22 protein-coding genes are annotated in these 17,957 nt (G+C 65.1%); 12 read left to right on the top strand and 10 right to left on the bottom strand.

The genetic code is table 11. The features are described 5' to 3' along the window. The first annotated feature begins 58 nt into the window (after positions 1-58). Positions 59-442: a DUF1850 domain-containing protein gene (locus FJ954_RS02850; protein ID WP_140618416.1), complete on the top strand. Its 384-nt coding sequence runs from the start codon at positions 59-61 to the stop codon at positions 440-442. Positions 443-613: 171 nt separating this feature from the next. Here the strand turns inward: FJ954_RS02850 and FJ954_RS32220 are convergent, their stop codons facing one another. Next, positions 614-739 carry a hypothetical protein gene (locus FJ954_RS32220; protein WP_263484918.1) on the bottom strand — a complete coding sequence of 42 codons (126 nt, stop codon included), beginning with the start codon at positions 737-739 and terminating at the stop codon, positions 614-616. Positions 740-741: 2 nt separating this feature from the next. Further along, the gene (locus FJ954_RS02845; protein ID WP_015314782.1) at positions 742-882 is read right to left on the bottom strand and encodes a hypothetical protein; all 141 of its coding nucleotides are present in this window, start codon (positions 880-882) and stop codon (positions 742-744) included. Positions 883-1,283: 401 nt separating this feature from the next. Here FJ954_RS02845 and FJ954_RS02840 point away from each other — a divergent pair, with 401 nt between their 5' ends. From FJ954_RS02840 to ligD, 3 genes are all read left to right on the top strand, one after another. Further along, a complete protein-coding gene (locus tag FJ954_RS02840) occupies positions 1,284-1,790 on the top strand; it encodes a ferritin-like domain-containing protein (RefSeq protein WP_015314781.1) in 507 nt (168 codons plus the stop codon). 109 nt (positions 1,791-1,899) lie between these two features. Continuing rightward, the gene (locus FJ954_RS02835; RefSeq protein ID WP_140660350.1) at positions 1,900-2,775 is read left to right on the top strand and encodes a Ku protein; all 876 of its coding nucleotides are present in this window, start codon (positions 1,900-1,902) and stop codon (positions 2,773-2,775) included. 9 nt (positions 2,776-2,784) lie between these two features. Continuing rightward, positions 2,785-5,340: a DNA ligase D gene (gene ligD, locus FJ954_RS02830; protein WP_140660349.1), complete on the top strand. Its 2,556-nt coding sequence runs from the start codon at positions 2,785-2,787 to the stop codon at positions 5,338-5,340. A gap of 22 nt (positions 5,341-5,362) precedes the next feature. Here the strand turns inward: ligD and FJ954_RS02825 are convergent, their stop codons facing one another. Beyond that, on the bottom strand, positions 5,363-6,037 hold the full coding sequence (locus FJ954_RS02825) for a winged helix-turn-helix domain-containing protein (protein ID WP_140618125.1): 675 nt from the start codon (positions 6,035-6,037) through the stop codon (positions 5,363-5,365). A 68-nt stretch (positions 6,038-6,105) separates the two neighbouring features. On the opposite strand from FJ954_RS02825, the gene FJ954_RS02820 reads away from it, so the two are divergent. The 3 genes from FJ954_RS02820 to FJ954_RS02805 all read left to right on the top strand — a co-directional run bounded on the left by FJ954_RS02820 (position 6,106) and on the right by FJ954_RS02805 (position 7,081). Continuing rightward, positions 6,106-6,321: a DUF1127 domain-containing protein gene (locus FJ954_RS02820; protein ID WP_140660348.1), complete on the top strand. Its 216-nt coding sequence runs from the start codon at positions 6,106-6,108 to the stop codon at positions 6,319-6,321. 86 nt (positions 6,322-6,407) lie between these two features. After that, positions 6,408-6,740 (top strand): NIPSNAP family protein, encoded by a 333-nt coding sequence (locus FJ954_RS02810; RefSeq protein WP_140660347.1) that lies wholly within the window; start codon positions 6,408-6,410, stop codon positions 6,738-6,740. After that, positions 6,737-7,081 (top strand): antibiotic biosynthesis monooxygenase, encoded by a 345-nt coding sequence (locus tag FJ954_RS02805; RefSeq protein ID WP_140660346.1) that lies wholly within the window; start codon positions 6,737-6,739, stop codon positions 7,079-7,081. Before FJ954_RS02810 ends, FJ954_RS02805 begins: the two co-directional genes overlap by 4 nt. A gap of 175 nt (positions 7,082-7,256) precedes the next feature. Here FJ954_RS02805 and mbfA read toward each other — a convergent pair whose 3' ends face one another. Beyond that, positions 7,257-8,240 carry an iron exporter MbfA gene (gene mbfA, locus FJ954_RS02800; protein WP_140618116.1) on the bottom strand — a complete coding sequence of 328 codons (984 nt, stop codon included), beginning with the start codon at positions 8,238-8,240 and terminating at the stop codon, positions 7,257-7,259. A gap of 170 nt (positions 8,241-8,410) precedes the next feature. On the opposite strand from mbfA, the gene FJ954_RS02795 reads away from it, so the two are divergent. Both FJ954_RS02795 and FJ954_RS02790 read left to right on the top strand, forming a co-directional pair. Next, positions 8,411-8,734 carry a hypothetical protein gene (locus FJ954_RS02795; RefSeq protein WP_140660345.1) on the top strand — a complete coding sequence of 108 codons (324 nt, stop codon included), beginning with the start codon at positions 8,411-8,413 and terminating at the stop codon, positions 8,732-8,734. Positions 8,735-8,883: 149 nt separating this feature from the next. Then, positions 8,884-9,858 (top strand): threonine/serine dehydratase, encoded by a 975-nt coding sequence (locus FJ954_RS02790; protein WP_140660344.1) that lies wholly within the window; start codon positions 8,884-8,886, stop codon positions 9,856-9,858. 21 nt (positions 9,859-9,879) lie between these two features. Here FJ954_RS02790 and FJ954_RS02785 read toward each other — a convergent pair whose 3' ends face one another. The 4 genes from FJ954_RS02785 to FJ954_RS02770 are packed head-to-tail and all read right to left on the bottom strand — an operon-like array spanning position 9,880 to position 13,599. Beyond that, positions 9,880-11,016 (bottom strand): ABC transporter permease, encoded by a 1,137-nt coding sequence (locus FJ954_RS02785; RefSeq protein ID WP_140660343.1) that lies wholly within the window; start codon positions 11,014-11,016, stop codon positions 9,880-9,882. Further along, positions 11,013-11,933, bottom strand: a complete 921-nt coding sequence (locus FJ954_RS02780) for an ABC transporter ATP-binding protein (RefSeq protein WP_140618109.1) — start codon at positions 11,931-11,933, stop codon at positions 11,013-11,015. The genes FJ954_RS02785 and FJ954_RS02780 overlap by 4 nt, the downstream gene beginning before the upstream one ends. Beyond that, on the bottom strand, positions 11,930-12,883 hold the full coding sequence (locus FJ954_RS02775; RefSeq protein WP_015314769.1) for an HlyD family efflux transporter periplasmic adaptor subunit: 954 nt from the start codon (positions 12,881-12,883) through the stop codon (positions 11,930-11,932). Before FJ954_RS02775 ends, FJ954_RS02780 begins: the two co-directional genes overlap by 4 nt. Continuing rightward, the gene (locus FJ954_RS02770; protein ID WP_015314768.1) at positions 12,880-13,599 is read right to left on the bottom strand and encodes a CerR family C-terminal domain-containing protein; all 720 of its coding nucleotides are present in this window, start codon (positions 13,597-13,599) and stop codon (positions 12,880-12,882) included. Before FJ954_RS02770 ends, FJ954_RS02775 begins: the two co-directional genes overlap by 4 nt. 91 nt (positions 13,600-13,690) lie before the next feature. Here FJ954_RS02770 and FJ954_RS02765 point away from each other — a divergent pair, with 91 nt between their 5' ends. Next, the gene (locus tag FJ954_RS02765; RefSeq protein WP_015314767.1) at positions 13,691-14,164 is read left to right on the top strand and encodes a CYTH domain-containing protein; all 474 of its coding nucleotides are present in this window, start codon (positions 13,691-13,693) and stop codon (positions 14,162-14,164) included. Further along, the gene (locus FJ954_RS02760) at positions 14,161-15,105 is read left to right on the top strand and encodes a CHAD domain-containing protein (RefSeq protein WP_140660342.1); all 945 of its coding nucleotides are present in this window, start codon (positions 14,161-14,163) and stop codon (positions 15,103-15,105) included. Before FJ954_RS02765 ends, FJ954_RS02760 begins: the two co-directional genes overlap by 4 nt. A gap of 22 nt (positions 15,106-15,127) precedes the next feature. On the opposite strand, the gene FJ954_RS02755 is transcribed toward FJ954_RS02760, so the two are convergent. Next, the gene (locus FJ954_RS02755) at positions 15,128-15,931 is read right to left on the bottom strand and encodes a helix-turn-helix transcriptional regulator (RefSeq protein ID WP_140660341.1); all 804 of its coding nucleotides are present in this window, start codon (positions 15,929-15,931) and stop codon (positions 15,128-15,130) included. 114 nt (positions 15,932-16,045) lie between these two features. Here FJ954_RS02755 and FJ954_RS02750 point away from each other — a divergent pair, with 114 nt between their 5' ends. Continuing rightward, entirely contained in the window at positions 16,046-16,906 is an 861-nt protein-coding gene (locus FJ954_RS02750) for an ATP/GTP-binding protein (RefSeq protein WP_140660340.1), read from the top strand. A gap of 29 nt (positions 16,907-16,935) precedes the next feature. On the opposite strand, the gene FJ954_RS02745 is transcribed toward FJ954_RS02750, so the two are convergent. Continuing rightward, positions 16,936-17,952: a zinc-dependent alcohol dehydrogenase family protein gene (locus FJ954_RS02745; RefSeq protein WP_140660339.1), complete on the bottom strand. Its 1,017-nt coding sequence runs from the start codon at positions 17,950-17,952 to the stop codon at positions 16,936-16,938. Positions 17,953-17,957: the final 5 nt, after the last annotated feature.

Genomic DNA, 17,957 nt, shown 5'->3' with positions numbered 1-17,957 from the left:
CGAACGCAAAAAGCGGCACCCGGCTGGCGGCGGCGATCCTGCTCAGGCGAGAAACCGCATGAGCCTGTGCATCCTCGCCGCCGGCAAGAGCGTGACGCTCGGCGTTGCCGCCTTCACATTGTCCTGGGCGCATTCGGTGGAGCGGACGCGCTGGGAGGAAGACTGGAAGGTGACGCCCTCCGGCCTGCAAGTAGTCGAGGCCCGTATCAAAGGCTCGGGTGCCGGCATGGAGCCGCCGGAAGGTGCGGTGCTGAAGGATGGCTGGTGGGCCTATTCGCCCAAGGTCGGGCCGCAGCCCCGTCTCGTGCTGGCGGCCTCCGGCGCGACGGCCGGTGGCTGGACGCTGTGCACGTCCCAGGATTGCCGCGAACTGGGTAAGGCGGCGGGCGGCGCGATTGTGCTCCAACCCTGTGTGGCCGATCGCTTGAGCCGGCCGCGGTAGCGCGCATTCATCCGATTGGCCGCAACCAGGCGCGACGCTCTCGAAGAGGATCAGCGGCTGCACCGAAGGGTTCAGAGGGACGGCTTGCGTGGGATGGCTCGTCCGCGGACGCGCGGTCACGCTGGCCTCGGCTGCTTATGTCCTATAACACCAAGCCAGCCGATGGCGGCATCAAAGACGCGGCGTTGCCGCACGCCGGCGGTCGGCCAGGACAGGGCGTTCGGCGCGATAGGCGGTGGCGCGGCTGTCGGCGTCCGGCCTGCAGATGCGGCTGTTGTGTCGGCTTTCGAAGCTCATGGTCAGTGTGCGCCCAGCGACGTGCCGCGACGGGCGCAGGCCGGACCGGGGCCACGCATGTAATAGCGCTCGGGCCGATAGGTCGGCGCGACGAATTCGCGGATAGCGGCGGCATAGCCGATGAGTTGCGTGAGGAAGTTCATTTTATCTGGTCCCTGTCCCGATTTTCGGACGTCCCTTCCGAAGTGCGAGAACGATAGCATCGAGGCGTGAATACTCAGTGAACGTGATGTTAATTTTTGGTCGAAAACCCGTCGCTTCATGGCCGGATTGCGGCTGATTCGGGGTGTTTCGACGCCTTTTGTCACCATTTCGGTTGGTGTGACTTTTGCATCACATATGTTTCGTTTGAATGTCGCCTTGGCGCGCTTGTGTTTCAACTTTCGTGCCGCCCGGGAATTTCCTGCCGTGCGGCCGCGAGCGCTCGGAACCGGCCCCACCAATGGACGTTGAGTTCCAAGAACCGGCATTGCCGGCTCACAGGCACTGCCCAGGCAAGGCCGGGATCTCCCGAACAAGCAAGAGCAATGGAAAGGTTGAAATCATGGGCTTCTTTTCGAAGGACATCAAAACGCTGGACGACCTCTTCGTGCACACGCTGCGCGACATCTATTATGCCGAAAAGCAGATCGAGAAGGCGCTGCCGAAGATGGTCGACAAGGCAACCGATCCGCAATTGAAGGCCGGCTTCGAAAAACACCTCGAGCAGACCAAGGGCCATATCGAACGCGTCGAGCAGGTGTTCGAGCTGCATGGCGTCAAGGCCAAGCAGGTCAACTGCCCGGCCATCGACGGCATTCTCGAGGAGGCCGACGACGTCAGCGGCGATGTCGACGACAAGGACGTTCTGGATGCCGCGCTGATCGCCTCCGCGCAGGCCGTCGAGCACTATGAAATGACCCGCTACGGCACCTTGATCGCCTGGGCCAAGCAGCTCGGCCGCAGCGACTGCGCCAATGTGCTGGCCAAGAATCTCAAGGAAGAGCAGGCGACGGATCGCAAGCTGACCGAAATCGCGGAAAGCAAGATCAACCTGCAGGCCGCCGAATAGGGGCTGAAAGCCGGGGCCGGCGGCAACCGCGCCGGCCCCGGCCGGACCGGGTTGGAACCGAGCGGGGTGGTCGCCCGTTCCAGCTGATCTTTCTCACGGGGAAATCATCATGGCGCCGCGCCCGGCCTGGAAAGGCTATCTGAAGCTCTCGCTGGTCACCTGCGCCATCGAACTGACCAACGTGGTCACCCATGCCGACAAGGTCTCGTTCCACATCCTGAACCGCAAGACCGGCAATACGGTGAAGCGGATCTATGTCGACGCCGAGACCGGCAAACCGGTGGAGGACGGCGACGAGATCAAGGGATACGAGATCGAAAAGGGCGACTTCGTCCATATAGAGGAGGAGGAGATCGAGGCGGTGCAGATCGAAACCTCGCACACGATGAGCCTCGACGGCTTCGTCGACAAATCCTCGATCCGGCAGATCTATCTCGACACGCCCTACTATGTCGCGCCGGCCGATAAGGTTTCGGAGGAGGCGTTCGCCGTCATCCGCGACGCGATGGCGGGCAAGAAGATGGCCGGGCTGGCGCGCATCGTTCTTTATCGACGCGAGCGTCCGGTGGTCATCGAGCCGCTCGGCAAGGGCATGGTGCTGACCACGCTGCGCTACGACAACACGGTGCGCCAGCCGGAGACCGTCTTTGGCGACATCGAGGCGGTGAAGACCGACCAGGAGATGACCGATCTGGCCGAGCTCATCATCGACAAGAAGAAGACCAAGTTCGATCCCTCGAAATTCGACGACAAATATGAGGAAGCCCTGCTCGAGCTGATCCGCGCCAAGAAGGCGGGGCACAAGGCGCCCAAGGCCAAGGAGGCGCCCAAACCCTCCAATGTCGTCAACCTGTTCGACGCGCTGAAGAAGAGCTTGTCGTCGGATTCGGGTTCAGGACAAACCAAGTCGTCCCCGGCGAAAGCCAAGCCGGCGGCCAAACGTGCCAAGGCGAAAAGCGTTGCGCCGAAGCGCAAATCGGCCTGAGGATACGAGATGGCCAGCAGCCTCGAACAGTATCATTCGAAGCGCGACTTCAAGAAGACCGCCGAGCCGGCCGGCAAGGTTGCGCGCGGCAAGAAGGCCGGCGGCATCTTCGTCGTCCAGAAGCATGCCGCCACAAGGCTGCATTACGATTTTCGCCTCGAGCATGACGGCGTGCTGTGGAGCTGGGCGGTGACGCGCGGTCCGAGCCTCGACCCGCACGAAAAGCGGCTGGCCGTGCATGTCGAGGATCATCCCATCGACTATGCCGGCTTCGAAGGCACCATCCCCAAGGGCGAGTATGGCGGCGGCTCGGTCCTCGTCTGGGACGAGGGCACCTGGATGCCCGAGGGCGATCCGGCCAAGATGATGGCGAAGGGGCACATCAACTTCGAGCTCGAGGGCCACAAGCTGCGTGGCAAGTGGCATCTAGTGCGGCTGCGGCCGCGGCCCGGCGAAAAACGCGACAACTGGCTGCTGATCAAGTCGGACGATGCCGCCGCACGCCCCGGCGAGGATATTCTGCAAGACGAGCCGAAATCGGTGAAATCAGGCCTGACGATCGAGGAGGTCGGCGAAGGCAAGGCGGCCAAGGGCGAGAAGCCGAAGGTCTGGCATTCGAACAAGCCGGCCGCCGGCAAGGCCAAGACCGGCGGCAAGAAGCTCGATTTCATCGAGCCGCAGCTCGCCACGCTCGAGCGCGACGCACCGTCGGGCCAGGACTGGCTGCATGAGGTGAAGTTCGACGGCTACCGCATGCAGGCGCAGATCGCCGGCACCGACGTTCGGCTCCTGACCCGCACCGGGCTGGACTGGACGGAAAAATTCGGCGGCGAGATCGCGGCCGAACTCGCCGGGCTGAAATGCAGCGACGCCATCCTCGACGGCGAGATCGTCGTGCTGGCCGACAGCGGCGTGTCGTCCTTCGCGCTGCTGCAGCAGGATCTGTCGGCGAAGCGGACGAACCGCTTCATCTATTACGTCTTCGACCTGATGCGGCTCGACGGCAAGGATTTGCGCCGCGAGCCGCTTGTCGAGCGCAAGCAGGCCCTGCAGGCGCTGCTCGGCGAGCCGTCCGACACCGCGGCGGTGCGTTTTTCCGACCATTTTGCCGAACCCGGCAAGATCATGCTGGAACATGCCTGCCGCATGGGGCTGGAAGGCGTCGTCTCAAAACGCGCCGATGCGCCCTACCGCAGCGGGCGCGGTCCGGCATGGGTCAAATCGAAATGCACGGCACGGCAGGAATTCGTCATTGGCGGCTATCTGCCGTCGGACAAGACCGGACGCGGCCTGCGCTCGCTGCTGGTCGGCTATTTCGAAGGCGGCAGCCTGCACTATGCCGGCCGTGTCGGCACCGGCTTCTCCACCAAGAGCGCCAACGACTTGAAGAAGAAGCTCGATGCGCTGAAGGCGGACGCCTCGCCCTTCGATGCGGCCGTGCCGAAGGGCAAGGGCCTCGTCTGGGTCAAGCCGGAACTGGTCGGTGAAGTGGAGTTTCGCAGCTGGACGTCGGACCGTATAATACGCCATGCTTCGTTCCAGGGGCTGCGCGAGGACAAGCCGGCGGAGGAAGTCGTGCAGGAAAAGCCCAATGCAACGGGAACAGGGGCAGCGGGAACAGGGGCAACGGGAACCAAAACAGCGACAGGCAAAAGCCCCGCCAAGGCCAAGCCTGCGGCAGGCAGCGCCAATACGGCGGCAACGGCGGCGAAAACGACCGTGAAGCTCTCCCACCCGGACAAGCTTCTGTGGCCCGACGAAAAGATCTCGAAGCAGGCCCTGCTCGATCACTACGCGCTGGTATGGCCGCGCATGAAGCAATTCGTGGTCGACCGCCCGCTCAGCCTGGTCAGGGCGCCCGATGGTGTCGGCGGCCAGCGCTTCTTCCAGAAGCATGCCTCGCCCGGCATGCATGCGAAGATCGAGAAGACCAAGGATCCCACGGATGGCGAGGAAATCCTGTTCATCCGCGATTTCGACGGCATCGCGGCGCTGGTCCAGCTCGGCGTGGTCGAGATCCACATCTGGGGCTGCACCATCGACAAGCTTGAACAGCCCGACCAGATCGTCTTCGACCTCGACCCCGACGAGGGCGTCGATGTGAAGGCGGTGCGCGAGGCGGCGCTCGACATCAGGGGCAAGCTCGACGAGCTGTCGCTGCCCAACTTCGTCAAGACATCGGGCGGCAAGGGCTTTCACGTCGTCGTTCCGCTGAAGCCGTCGGCGGATTGGGCCGAGGTCAAAGGCTTCGCCCATGATTTCGCCAGGGCGCTGGAGCAAGGCGCGCCGGATCGCTACACCGCGACGCTGTCGAAGAAGGCGCGCACGGGGAAGATCTTCGTCGACTACCTGCGCAACGGCAGCGGCGCGACCACCGTCGCGCCCTACTCCTCGCGCGCCAAGAAGGGCGCGACGGTGTCGATGCCGGTGACCTGGGCCGAGATCGAGGCCGGCCTGCCTCCGAACGCCTTCCCGATCGGCGACAAGACGACGCTGAAACGGCTCTCGGAAGCCGATCCGTGGGTGGATTTCTTCAAGAAGGGGAAGGTGCTGAAGCGGGGCTAGCTCGACTTTCGGCGCGCCGACCTCACCCCAAAAACACCCTCTCGAACGCCTGCTTGCCCGGCGGCGAGAAAATCACCGCGCGGCTGTCCTTCTCGCGGCGCGCCCATTTCTCGGCAAGGATCTTGTCGAGGATGGCGGCGCCAAGCGTCCCGGCGAGGTGCGAGCGCCGCACGCTCCAGTCGAGGCAGGCGCGGCACACCGGCCGCCGCGGCTTGGTGTAGACATCGATGCCGATCGCCGCGAAATGCGATGCGGCGGACGGCCCGAGCCTGATCTCCTTGTCGTTGCGGACCAGTATGTTTTTCTCGACAAGGCGGTCCAGCATCGCAACGGCCTGCTCGCCCGCAAGGTGATCGTAGCAGACGCGCGCGACGCGCATCGCGCCGTCGCGCGGGCCCGGCCGCACGCGCTTGGGGCCAACGGCTTCCGCAACGCCGGTGATGGCCTCGATCATGCCGGCCACTTGCGGGCCGGCCAGACCGTAATAGCGATGCCGGCCCTGGCTGGCCAAGGTCAGCAGCCCGCCCTCCATCAGCTTGGACAGATGCGAGGAGGCGGTCGGCAGCGACACGCCGGCCTCCAGCGCCAGTTCGCTCGCGGTCAATGCCGTACCGCCCATCAGGGCATTCAGCATGTTGGCGCGGGCCGGATCACCGACCAGGCTGGCGATGCGGGCAATGTCGGGTCCTTCACGCATGGTTTGATCCTCATCGAAGCATTCTTGTCAGATAACCATTATTCTCCGACGGGATCAAGGAGACGAGGATGGCCGCACGAACCGCTTTCACCCCCGAACCGGTGCCCCGCCGCCAATCGTTCCCGTTCGTCACCTGGGTCCGCTCACGGCTGCTGGCCCGCTGGTACGACCGCCATTCGCAGCGCCGCGACCTCTCGGAGATCGACGACCACCTACTGCGTGACCTCGGCCTGACACGGGAGGACGTGCGCCGCGAATGCGCGAAATCCTTCTGGCAGGTGTGATCGCCAACTCATCTGCCTAGCAGATCGGGTGGCACGACGTTTCGACGCCGCCCGAACTGTCGCCGCTAAACACCAAGGAGCCGACCATGACCATCACCTGCTTCATCCGCTATGAGATCGACCCGTTCGGCAAGGCCGCCTTCGAGGAGTATGCCCGCAACTGGGGTCAGGCCATTCCGCGCTGCGGCGCCGATCTGATCGGCTATTTCGTGCCGCATGAGGGCTCGGCCACGACGGCCTATGCCGCCTACAACATCGAAAGCCTCGCCGCCTACGAAGCCTACCGCGCCCGGCTTGCCGCAGACCCCGCCGGCAAGGCAAACTATGAATTCGCCAAGCGCGAACGCTTCATCCTCAAGGAGGACCGCATGTTCCTGAAACTGGCTTCCGGCCCGCATGCGCCGCTGGTCAAGCTATGATCGCCATCATCTTCGAGGTGCAGCCTGCGCAGGGCCGGCGCGAGGCCTATCTGAGCATAGCCGCCGACCTGCGTCCGCTGCTCGACGGCATTGACGGCTTCATCTCCGTCGAGCGCTTCCAGAGCCTGGCCGACCCGAACCGGGTGCTGTCGCTGTCGTTCTGGCGCGACGAGGAGGCGGTGAAGGCCTGGCGCAACACCGAAGAGCACCGGCAGGCGCAGCGGGCCGGGCGCGGCGGTATCTTTGCCGGCTATCGATTGCGGATCGCGCACGTGGTGCGCGACTACGGACTGGTCGAGAGGAACGAGGCGCCGGCGGACAGCCGGGCCGTGAATGGGTAGAGTTATTGGGCTGACGTTGGCGCCGCCCCTCACCTGCCTGCCATCGCCGGTTTCGCCAATCGCCAGCGTTGGAAGAAAGGAGCCAGCGCTGCAGCCAGCCTCCTTCTCCCCGTCACTATACGGGGAGAAGTGCCCGGCAGGGCGATGAGGGGCAGCGCTGACCTCGCCACTTTGTTTACGCATTCCCGATCAGCACGCCCGCCGCGAACACCAGGGCGCCGCCCAGCACCACCTGGAAGGCGGCGCGCAGGAACGGGGTCTGCATGTAGCGGTTCTGGACGAAGGCGATGGCCCACAATTCGAAGAACACCACCACGGCGGCTACCGCCGTCGCGGTCCAGAAATGCGGGATGAGATAGGGCAGCGCGTGGCCGAGGCCGCCGAGCGTCGTCATGACGCCGACGGTCAGGCCGCGCTTGATCGGCGAACCCCTGCCCGACAGCTTGCCGTCGTCGGAAGCGACCTCGGTGAAACCCATCGAGATGCCGGCGCCGATCGAGGCGGCGAGACCGACCAGAAGCGTCTGCCAGGTGTCATGGGTGGCAAAGGCGGCGGCGAAGATCGGCGCCAGCGTCGACACCGACCCGTCCATCAGCCCGGCCAGGCCCGGCTGCACATAGGTGAGGATGAACTGGCGCTGCTCGGCGGTCGCCTCCTCGACCTTGACTTCGCCCGGCACGTGTTTCTGCTCCAGCGCATGCGCCGAGCTTTCATGGCCCTGTTCGGCCGCGGCCAGATCGTCGAGCAGCTTGCGGGTCGAGGCGTCGGTGGTGCGCTTGGCCGCCTCGACATAGAACAGGTAGGCCTGCCGCTCCATCGCCTCGGCCTGGCGGCGCACGGCCTCGATGCCGAGCGGCCGCACCAGCCAGTCGGGCTTGCGCTCGAAATAGCCCCTCACATGTTCACGGCGGATCAGCGGAATGCGCTCGCCGAAACGCTTGCGGAAGAGTTCGATCAGCGAGTCGCGATGGCCGTCTTCCTCCTCGGCCATGGCCTCGAAGAGTTTGGCCGATTGCGGAAAAGTCTCGGACAATCCGTCCGCATAGGCCCGGTAGATACGCCCGTCATCCTCCTCCGATGAAATGGCCAGCGCCAGGATCTCCTGTTCGGAAAGTGATTCGAAGGATCGGCGGCCGAAGCCGAAAACACGGGAAAGCATGAGGAAATCACCCTAGTTTAGAATTGTTCTAAACTATGGTTTGCAACGTCCGTGGTCAATCGTGCGCTTGGCCACGGTCAAGAATAGTTGAAGCCGGCACCGGGCATCACTCTTCATTATCAGCGAATGTTAACCTATATATCGGGCCAAGCCAAAAAAGGAACGAGCTGATGACGGCCAAGAAGCCTCCGCACGCCTACGACCCGAAACCGGTCCTCGATCTCATCTCCAGCATCGAGGCCGACCTGCAGCGCCTGAAGGGGCTGGTCGAGCAGCAGGTCGAGAAATTCGACCCCGCCAACCCGCACAACAAGGCACCCGACGGCAAGCTGACCGAGGAAGGCGTCGAGTGCTGCTACCGCATGTTCGACGAGGGCAAGTCGCGCTATTCGGTGGCCCAGCAGATGAAGATCTCGTTTGCCGCCGCCACGCATCGGTTCAACAACTGGCGCAAGCTGGGCGGCAGCAAGCGGCAGCGGACATTGCTGGGGTGAATTGCGACATGCGGGCGTAACGGCCGCAACGCTGGATACGTTTGTATCTTGATCACAATCGCGAACTTTGTCCCGGTCACATCTTTTCGTTGGCATCGCGCGCGCCTTTGCGTGCACCATGGCCGGATCGCATCGCCACAGGACCCGCCATGATCACCCCTCCGGGCATCGCCGACATCCACGCCGCCGCCGCACGGCTCTCGGGCCTGATCGTCGAAACCCCCTTGATCGAATCGCAGGAGCTGAATAGGCGCTTCGGCGGCCGCATCCTGTTCAAGCCGGAGACGCTGCAGCGCACCGGCTCGTTCAAGTTCCGCGGTGCCTACAACAAGCTGTCGACGCTGAGCGAGGCGGAGCGTTCCCGTGGCGTCGTCGCTTTCTCCTCGGGCAATCACGCGCAAGGCGTGGCGGCTTCCGCCGCCATGTTCGGCGTCAAGGCGGTCATCGCCATGCCGGCGGACGCGCCTGACATGAAGATCGCCAATGTCCGCAAGATGGGCGCCGAAGTGGTGCCCTTCGACCGTTTCAAGGACGACCGCATGACGGTGGTGCGCCCCTATCTCGACAAGGGCATGGCGTTGGTGCCGCCCTTCGACGATCCGGCCATCATTGCCGGCCAGGGCACGATCGGACTGGAGCTGGTGAGGCAGGCGCGGGCTCTGGGTGTCTCGCTCGACGCGGTCGTCATTCCCTGCGGTGGCGGCGGCCTGACCAGCGGCATCTCGGTTGCCGTGAAGGATACCTCGCCCGGCACCGCGATCTGGGCGGTCGAACCCGAGCATTTCGACGACACGCGCCGCTCGCTGGCGGCGGGCGCCAGGGTTTCGAACGAGCCGGGCCATAGTTCGATCTGCGACGCCATCCTCACCGCAGAGCCGGGCGCGATCACCTTCGAGATCAACCGCCGCAACCTCGCCGGCGCCGTCGCCGTCTCCGAGGATGCCGTCAGGCGGGCGATGCGCGACGCCATGGCCTCTCTCAAGCTGGTGGTCGAGCCCGGAGGCTGCGTCGCGCTGGCGGCGCTGTCATCGGGTGAGATCGAGCTGTCCGGCAAATGCGTTGCCGTGGTGCTGTCCGGCGGCAATGTCGATTTCGGCACCTATGCCGGGATCATGGCGGCGTAGGGCGGCATAGGTCGGCTCTCGTCAGTCCAGCGTGCGCCTGAACCGCACCAGCGCCACGCCGGCGAACAGCGCCACGAAAACCGCCAGCCAGCCGATCTCGGTCGCCACCGCCGGCAGTTCCGCGCCCTTCAGCATCACCGCGCGGGTGATGCGCAGGAAATGCGTCAGCGGGAAGATCTCGCCGAAGGTCTGCGCCCAGTCCGGCATGCCGCGATAGGGGAACATGAAGCCCGACAGCATGATCGAGGGCAGGAAGAAGAAGAAGGTGAGCTGAAGCGCCTGCATCTGCGTGCGTGCGATCGTCGAGATCGTGTAGCCGAGCAGCACCAGCGACAGCACGAACACCAGCACCGCCGACAAAAGCAGCGTCATCGAGCCGGTGAAGGGGATGGCGAACAGAAGCTTCGACGCCGCCAGCACCACCACCACCTGCACCGCGCCGACCGCCAGGTAGGGCAGCACCTTGCCCATCATGATCTCCAGCGGGCTCGACGGCATCGCCAGGAGATTTTCCATCGTGCCGCGCTCGGTCTCGCGCGTCAGCGCGATCGAGGTCATCATCACCATGGTCATCTGCAGGATGACGCCGAGCAGGCCGGGCACGATGTTGTATTGCGAGATGCCTTCGGGGTTGTAGCGGCGGTGGACTACGACATCGAGCTGCCCCCTGGCGGCTTCCGCTGCGGCTTCCTGCGTGCCCTGCGCTCTCAGCAGCGCCTGGCCGGCGATGGTGCCGAGCGTCGAGATGGCGCCGCTGGCGACCGCCGGATCGGTGGCGTCGGCCTCGATCAGGATTTGCGGCTTGTCGCCGCGCTCGACCCGCCGGGCGAAATCGGCCGGGATGGTGACGACGAAGGCGACGTCGCCGCGCGCCATCAGGAACTCGGCCTCCTCGGCGCTTTGCGCGACATGGTCGAAGCGGTAGTAACCGGTGGTCTGCAGCGCCGCGACCATGGCGCGGGTATAGGGATCGCTGCTGGTCGCCACCAGGGCCGCCGGCAGGCTCTTCGGGTCGTTGTTGATGGCGTAGCCGAACAGCACGAGCTGGATCAGCGGCACGCCCAGCATCATGGCGAAGGTGATGCGGTCGCGCCGCATCTGGATGAACTCCTTGATCAGCAGGGCGCCGAGCCTGGCTAAGGAAAAGACGCTGTTCATGCCATGTTGTCCTTCGATCCCGACATGAACTGGATGAAGACATCCTCCAGGCTGGTCTCGCCCGGCGTCACCGTTACGCCCTTGTGCTCCCTCTCGACGTCGGCAAGCGCGGCCTCGAGCTTCTCGCGGTCGGAACCGACGACGTGCAGCGTCGCGCCGAACGGCGCCACCTGGTCGACGCCGGGGCGGCCTTGCAGCGCTTGCGCCACCTCGTCGAGCTTTGGACCCTGCAGCACGAAGGTGGTCAGGCCTGCATTCTTCACCACCTCGGCGACGGTGCCGGTGGCCAGCATCCTGCCATAGGAGATGTAGCTGATGCGGTGGCAGCGCTCGGCCTCGTCCATGTAATGAGTGGAGACCAGCACGGTCAGCCCGCCGCTCGCCAGGCGATGGATCTCGTCCCAGAACTCGCGCCGCGCCTTCGGATCGACGCCGGCCGTCGGCTCGTCCAGCAGCAGCAGTTTCGGCTTGTGCATGATGCAGGCGGCCAGCGCCAGCCGCTGCTTCCAGCCGCCGGACAAGGTGCCGGCCAGCTGGTTGCGGCGCGTCGTCAGGCCGAGCTCCTCCAGCGTGCGCGAGACATAGTCCTCGACCGGCCGCAGCCGGTAGAGCCGCGCCACGAATTCGAGGTTCTCGCCGATCGTCAGATCCTCGTAGAAGGAGAATTTCTGCGTCATGTAGCCGACTTCGCGCTTGATCCTGAGGCTGTCGGTGCGGATGTTGAAGCCCAGCACCGTGCCTTCACCCTCGTCCGGCGTCAGCAGGCCGCACATGATGCGGATGGTGGTGGTCTTGCCCGAGCCGTTGGGGCCGAGGAAGCCGACGATCTCGCCCTCGGCGACCGACATCGTCACATGGTCGACGACGGTCTTGTCGCCGAAGCGCTTGACCAGGCCGTGAACGTCGATGGCGTTCATTTTCCCATATCCGCGAGATCGACATCGACGATCTGGCCGGGCTGCAGCGGCCCCGCATCGCCCTCCGGCCGCGCCTCGACGAGGTAGACCAGCTTCTGCCGGTTCTCCAGGGAGTAGATCACCGGCGGGGTGAATTCGGGATCGGGCGAGACATAGCTGACGCGCGCCTTCACCTCCGGGCCACAGCCGTCGCAATGGACGCTGAGCAGGCTGCCGACCTTGACCGAGGAGAAGGCGCTTTCCGGAATATAGACGCTGAGCTTCACCGCGCCGTCGGGAAGCACCGAGATGACCGGCGCGGTCGGACCCGCCGTGTCGCCGGGATTGCGGATGACGTCGTTGACGCGGCCGGGCGAAGGCGCCGCCAACACCCGTTTGGAGAGCCGCCATTGCGCCTGATCCAGCGCCGCCTGCGCCTGTTTGACCTGATTGTCGGCGGCCTTGATCGTCTCGGCGCGCGCCGGCAGCCCGCCGACCGCCAGGTTGGCCTCCGCCTGGCCGACCTGCGCATTGGCCGTCTCCAGCGTCGCGGAAGCCGTGTCGAAATCAGCCTGCGTGCCGGCGCCGCGTTTGAACAGGTCGCTGGCGCGGTCGAATTTTCGCTTGGCGTCGGCGGCCTGTGCCTTGGTCATGTCGACCTCGGCCTTCAGCACGGCGATCTCTTCCGGCCGCTTGCCGACCTGGAGATCGGCATACTGCGCCTGCGCCTGGGCCAGCGCCGCCTGCGCTTGCGCCACCGCGATCTTGGCGTCGGCATTTTCGAGTGTCACCACGGTGGCTCCCGGCGTGACGCGGTCGCCGCGCTTCACCGCCACCGTCTCGACCTGCGCCACCTCGATCGGCGCCAGGAGCACATAATCGCCCTCGACATAACCGACGGCGAGCGGTGCCGCCGGCGCGCAGGCACCGAACAATTGCGCGGCGAGCGGCAGCGAACACAGAAAGCTCATTGTTTTGATCCCTTCATCCCTGGTCCCTTGCGGGCGGCCAGTATGGCGCGGAGATTGTCCGTGGTGACCGCCACCACCTTGGCGGCCTCGGCGGCGCCGATGTCGCGCCAGCCCATGCGGCGCATGACGGCCTCGCGGCCGATGCGGAAATAGATGACCTGGCCGATCAACGTGAACACGGTGAGTCGGGTGCGTTCGCTCTCGGCCGGCTCGCCGGTGGCCTGCTCCCAGATCTGGCACAGCCGACGGTGCGTCGGCTCGAAGACGCCGTCATAGATGCGGTCGAGCGCCGCCGTCGGATGCGAGAGCTCGCGCAGCACGAATTGCACGATCTCTCCGGCCTGCGGCTGAGCCACGATGAAGCCGACCATCCGCTCGAGTGCCGTGAAGAGCTGCGCGCGCGCCGCCTCAGGATCGCTTGCCGCCGCCTGTCCATGGCCGAGCCCCTCGCCAGCGCCCAGTGCCTGCCCTGCGACGCCCTGGATGGTCTCGACGATGAAGTCGGCGGCAGCGGCGCGAAGACCTTCCTTGCCGCCGAAATGATAGGCGATCGAGCCGATATTGGCCCCTGCCTCGGCGGCAATTTCGCGCGTCGAGGTGCCGTCGAAGCCCTGCCGCCCGAACAGTTTCAACGCCGCCTGGACAAGCGCGGCGCGCGTCGGCTCTGCCGGGGAGGTCTCGCGGCGGGGTCTCTTGGCATCTGGCAATTTGATCATGCCAAAGACCTTAATCAATCGATTGATTAAGGTCAACTTGTGTGCGGCGCTGTCTTGCCATCGCGCGCGGCAACCGCTTTAGTGCGCGGCCATGGGCAAGGAAGTCGAGCGTAAGTTCCTGGTCTCCAGCACCGCATGGCGGGATCTGGCGGAAGCGGATATCCGCATTCTCCAGTTCTATCTCGCCACGGCACCCGGGCGAACCGTCCGCATCCGCATCAGTGATGGCGCCTCCGCCAAGCTGACGCTCAAATTCGGCAGCAGCGCGCGCGAGCGCGACGAATTCGAATACCCGATCCCGCTGGCGGAGGCGGTGGAGATGCTGGACTTCGCCATCGGACGTGTCATCGAGAAGACACGTCACCATGTTAGGCATCGCGGCTATCTCTATGAAGTCGATGTCTTTGGCGGTGCACTGGCGGGACTTGTGGTGGCCGAGCTCGAGACGCCGGAAGAGGTTCCGGACGAAATGCTGCCTGACTGGCTCGGCCGGGAAGTGACCGGCGAGCAGAAATTCTACAACGCGTCGCTCGCCCTCGGGGGGATACCGGAGATCGCCGCATGAGCTTTCGTATCGATCCGCGCCTGCCGCTGACCGGCGAGGTCAGGCGTATCCTTGCCGAGGAGATCGGTAAGGCCCTGCTGCATCTGGAGACGGCGCACACCCGGCCGGAACAGGGGCTGCACAAGTGCCGCAAGCGGCTGAAAAGCGCGCGTGCCTTGTTGCGCCTGGTTCGTTCCGGAAACGAAACATTCTGCACCACGGAAAACCAGTGCTATCGGAATGTCGCGGCGCTGCTTGCCGGTCCGCGTGAAGCCACGGCCCTGATCGAAACCATCGATCGGCTGGGGGCGGGCTTCGCCAGGGAAAGCGTCGATGGCGGGCTTGATGCCGTGCGCGACAGGTTGATCGCACGCCAGCATGATCTGCACGAAGGCGCCGGCCTGAAGGCGGCGATCGGGGCGGCCACCGCCGCCTGCGAAGACGGCCTGAAGCGCATCGAAACCCTTGCTTTGCCTGATCAGCCGGAACAGGCCGCCGACGTGCTTGCCGAAGGCGCCCGCGTCGCCTTGCGGCGCGCCAGGAAGGCGCTCGACAGGGCCGGCGCGCGCGGTGAAGCCGACGATTTCCATGACCTGCGCAAGGCGGCCAAGACGCATGGCATGCACCTGTCGCTGCTGGGCAGGCTGTGGCCGACCCCGATCAAGGCGCGGCGCAAGGCCGTGGATGAACTGGGCGAGCGGCTCGGCGAACTGCATGATGTGTTCGTCATGCGCGCGCTGCTCGAGGCGGACAGCGAGCCGCTGGGGCCGCCCGAGGACACAAAACTTCTCGGCAAGCTGCTCAAGCGCTCGGAAAAGAGCCTCAGGAAAGCCTGTCTCGCCGAGGCCGCCGAACTGTTCGGCGACAGCCCCAGGCACGCGACGAAAAAGCTCGCCCGCAAGGCACGCGACGATCTCGCCGGTGCCTCGTCCGCTGATGATCTTGCCGCCAGTGCCGGCTGATGGGCGGCGGACCTCGGCCGGTCTAAGCTGGTAGCGGCCGCCGGCCTTTCGCCGGGGAAGGCTGGTCCTCCATCCGCGCCCCGGCGTCGCGTGGATGCGGCCCGATCGGCATGATCGCCTCGAACGGCGTGGCGCCAAAGGCAAAGGTCCACTTGTAGCCGATCAACCCGTCCTCGGGCGTGGTGTGCTGGTCGTGATGGGCCAGCAGTCTCGCCCGGTCGGCCAGTTCCTCGGCCTCGCGCCGCACCATCTCCGCCGTCTCCGGACGCATTCGCCTGGAGAAGCTGACGAAGGTCGCCTCCTTCTCGATATGGGTGATGGCCCAGCCGATGAAATTCTTGTTGGTCATTTCGAACAGCGGCCTGAGCGGCCCCTCGAAATTCCACTGGATCGGCGTTTCGACCAGCAGTTTCGCCGACAGGCCACGGCCAAGCGCGATCAGGCCGAGTTGCTCGAGGTCGCGCAGATAGAGGAACATCGAGGCCTCGCTCAGGCCTTGCGAGCGCATGATGCCTTCAGGCGTGAATTTTTCCGACAGCATGACGAAGACGAACAGCAGCGCCGGCCGGCCGGCGAGCCGGCGCTCGATCTCGGGCGCGATGTGGTTGACCGGCCCCGGCCCGCGGTTCATCGAGCCGAGCACGTTTTCCAGTTCGACGCCGGCGGCCGCACAGATCTCCACCAGCCGGTCGAGCTTGCAGTTCTTCTCATGGAAGATGCGCTTCACCGTCGGCTCGGAAACGCCCATCCGTTCGCCGAGCTCACGATAGGTGACACCCTTGGCCTTCAGTGTCCGTTTCAGCGCCTCGAAGATCGGGCCGTTCATGGGATGCGCCTCTTGCCGGCGGTTTCGTATCGATATTCGATACTAGCTTCAATCCGCCTTCCCGAGAAGTATCGAAAATCCTAGCTGTTCACCGACATTCACAGGAGAGCAGCCATGAACATTGTCGTCACTTCCGCCGTCATCGCCGCCATCGGCATTGCCGCCGCCCAGGCCGCCCAGGCCGACGAGCTCTGGCGCGAAACGGGCCTCGAACAGCCTGAATCGGCGCTGTTCGACGCCGCCAACGGCCGCATCATCGTTTCCAACATCGTCGGCAATCCGGGCGACGCCGACGGCAACGGCTACCTCAGCCTGCTGTCAACGGATGGCAAGATGGTGAGCCAGCACTGGACCGACGGCATGGACGCGCCCAAGGGCATGGCCATATCGGGCGGCAAGCTCTATGTCGCCGACATCACCAAAATCCGTGTCGTCGACCTCGCCAGCGGCAAGCTCATCGCCAGCATCGTGGTCCCTAACGCGGTCTTCCTCAACGACATGACTGCGGATGCCTCGGGCAAGGTCTACGTCACCGACATGCTGGCGGATGCGATCTACCGCATCGACGGCGACAGGCCGGAACTGTTCGTCAAGGATCCGCTGCTGGCCTCGCCCAACGGCGTGATCGCCGATGGCGACAGGCTGATCGTGGCCTCCTGGGGCAAGGGCATCAAGGCCGACTTCAGCACGGCCGAGCCCGGCGGGCTGCTGGCGGTCGACATCGCCAGCAAGGCGGTGACGCCGCTGGCGGGCGCCCAAAACTTCGCCGACCTCGACGGCGTCATCGCCATTGGCGGCACCATCTATGCGACGGCCTACATGAGCGGCACGCTCTACCGATACAGGACCGGCGGCGGGCCGGAAGCGGTGGCGCATTTCAAGCCGAGCAGCGCCGATATCGGCACCGACGGCAAGTCGATCCTCTACGTGCCGCTGATGAACGAAGGCGAGGTCGCGGCGCTCAAGATCGAATGAGCGCCGTGACGAACGGCCCGGGGTGCCGGTCAGACCCGCAGCAATGTCTTGATGGCGCGCCGCTCGTCCATCGCTTTGTAGCCTTCGGCCACCTGTTCGAGCGGGAGGACCAGATCGAACACCTTGCCGGGATTGATCTTGCCTTCGGTGACGAGGGCTATCAGTTCGGGCAAATAGCGGCGCACCGGTGCCGGGCCGCCATGCAGGTGCACATGGGCGAAGAACAGCTGTTGCCCATCCAGTTGCACCTGGTGGGGTACGCCGACATAGGAGACGTAACCGCCCCTGCGGGTCGAACCGATCGCCTGCTTCATCGATTCCTGCGTGCCGACGCATTCCAGCACGGAGTCGGCGCCGATGCCGCCGGTCATGTCCAGAATGCGGGCGACGCCTTCCTCGCCGCGCTCGGTGACGATGTCGGTTGCACCGAACTCCAAGGCGAGCTTCTGGCGCGGCTCGTGCCGGCTCATGACGATGATGCGCTCGGCGCCCATCTGTTTGGCGGAAAGCGCGGCAAGCAGGCCGACCGCGCCATCCCCGACCACCGCGACCGTCGACCCTGCCTTTACGTTGGCGGCGTCGGCGGCAAACCAGCCGGTGCCCAGCACGTCGGAGGTGGCGAGCAGGCTCGGGAGCATGTCGGCCGAGGGCTGACCGGACAGGGCCACCAAAGTGCCGTCGGCCAGCGGCACGCGCAGGAACGGCGACTGGGCGCCGGTCATGAAGGTACGGTGCTGGCATGACGACTGGTAGCCATTGCGGCAGTTGGGGCAGGTGTTGTCGGAGGTCGCGAACGATCCGACCACGAACTGGCCGGGGCGGATGGCGCGGACCGCGCTGCCGACCTCCTCCACCACACCGCAATATTCGTGGCCCATATGGGCGGGCTCCGCGATCGGCTGCAGGCCGCGATAGGGCCAGAGATCCGATCCGCAGACGCAGGTCGCCGACAGCCGCACGATAGCGTCGGTGGGCAGCAGGATTTCGGGATCGGCCACTTCCTCGCAACGGATGTCGCCGGGGCTGTAAAGAACGGTGCCTCGCATGGGAA

The sequence above is a fragment of the Mesorhizobium sp. B2-3-15 genome, from assembly GCF_006442875.1.
GTDB classification, from domain to species: Bacteria; Pseudomonadota; Alphaproteobacteria; order Rhizobiales; family Rhizobiaceae; genus Mesorhizobium; species Mesorhizobium australicum.
The sequence above is the reverse complement of the archived record's forward strand: the minus strand, read 5'-3'. Positions and strand labels throughout refer to the sequence as shown.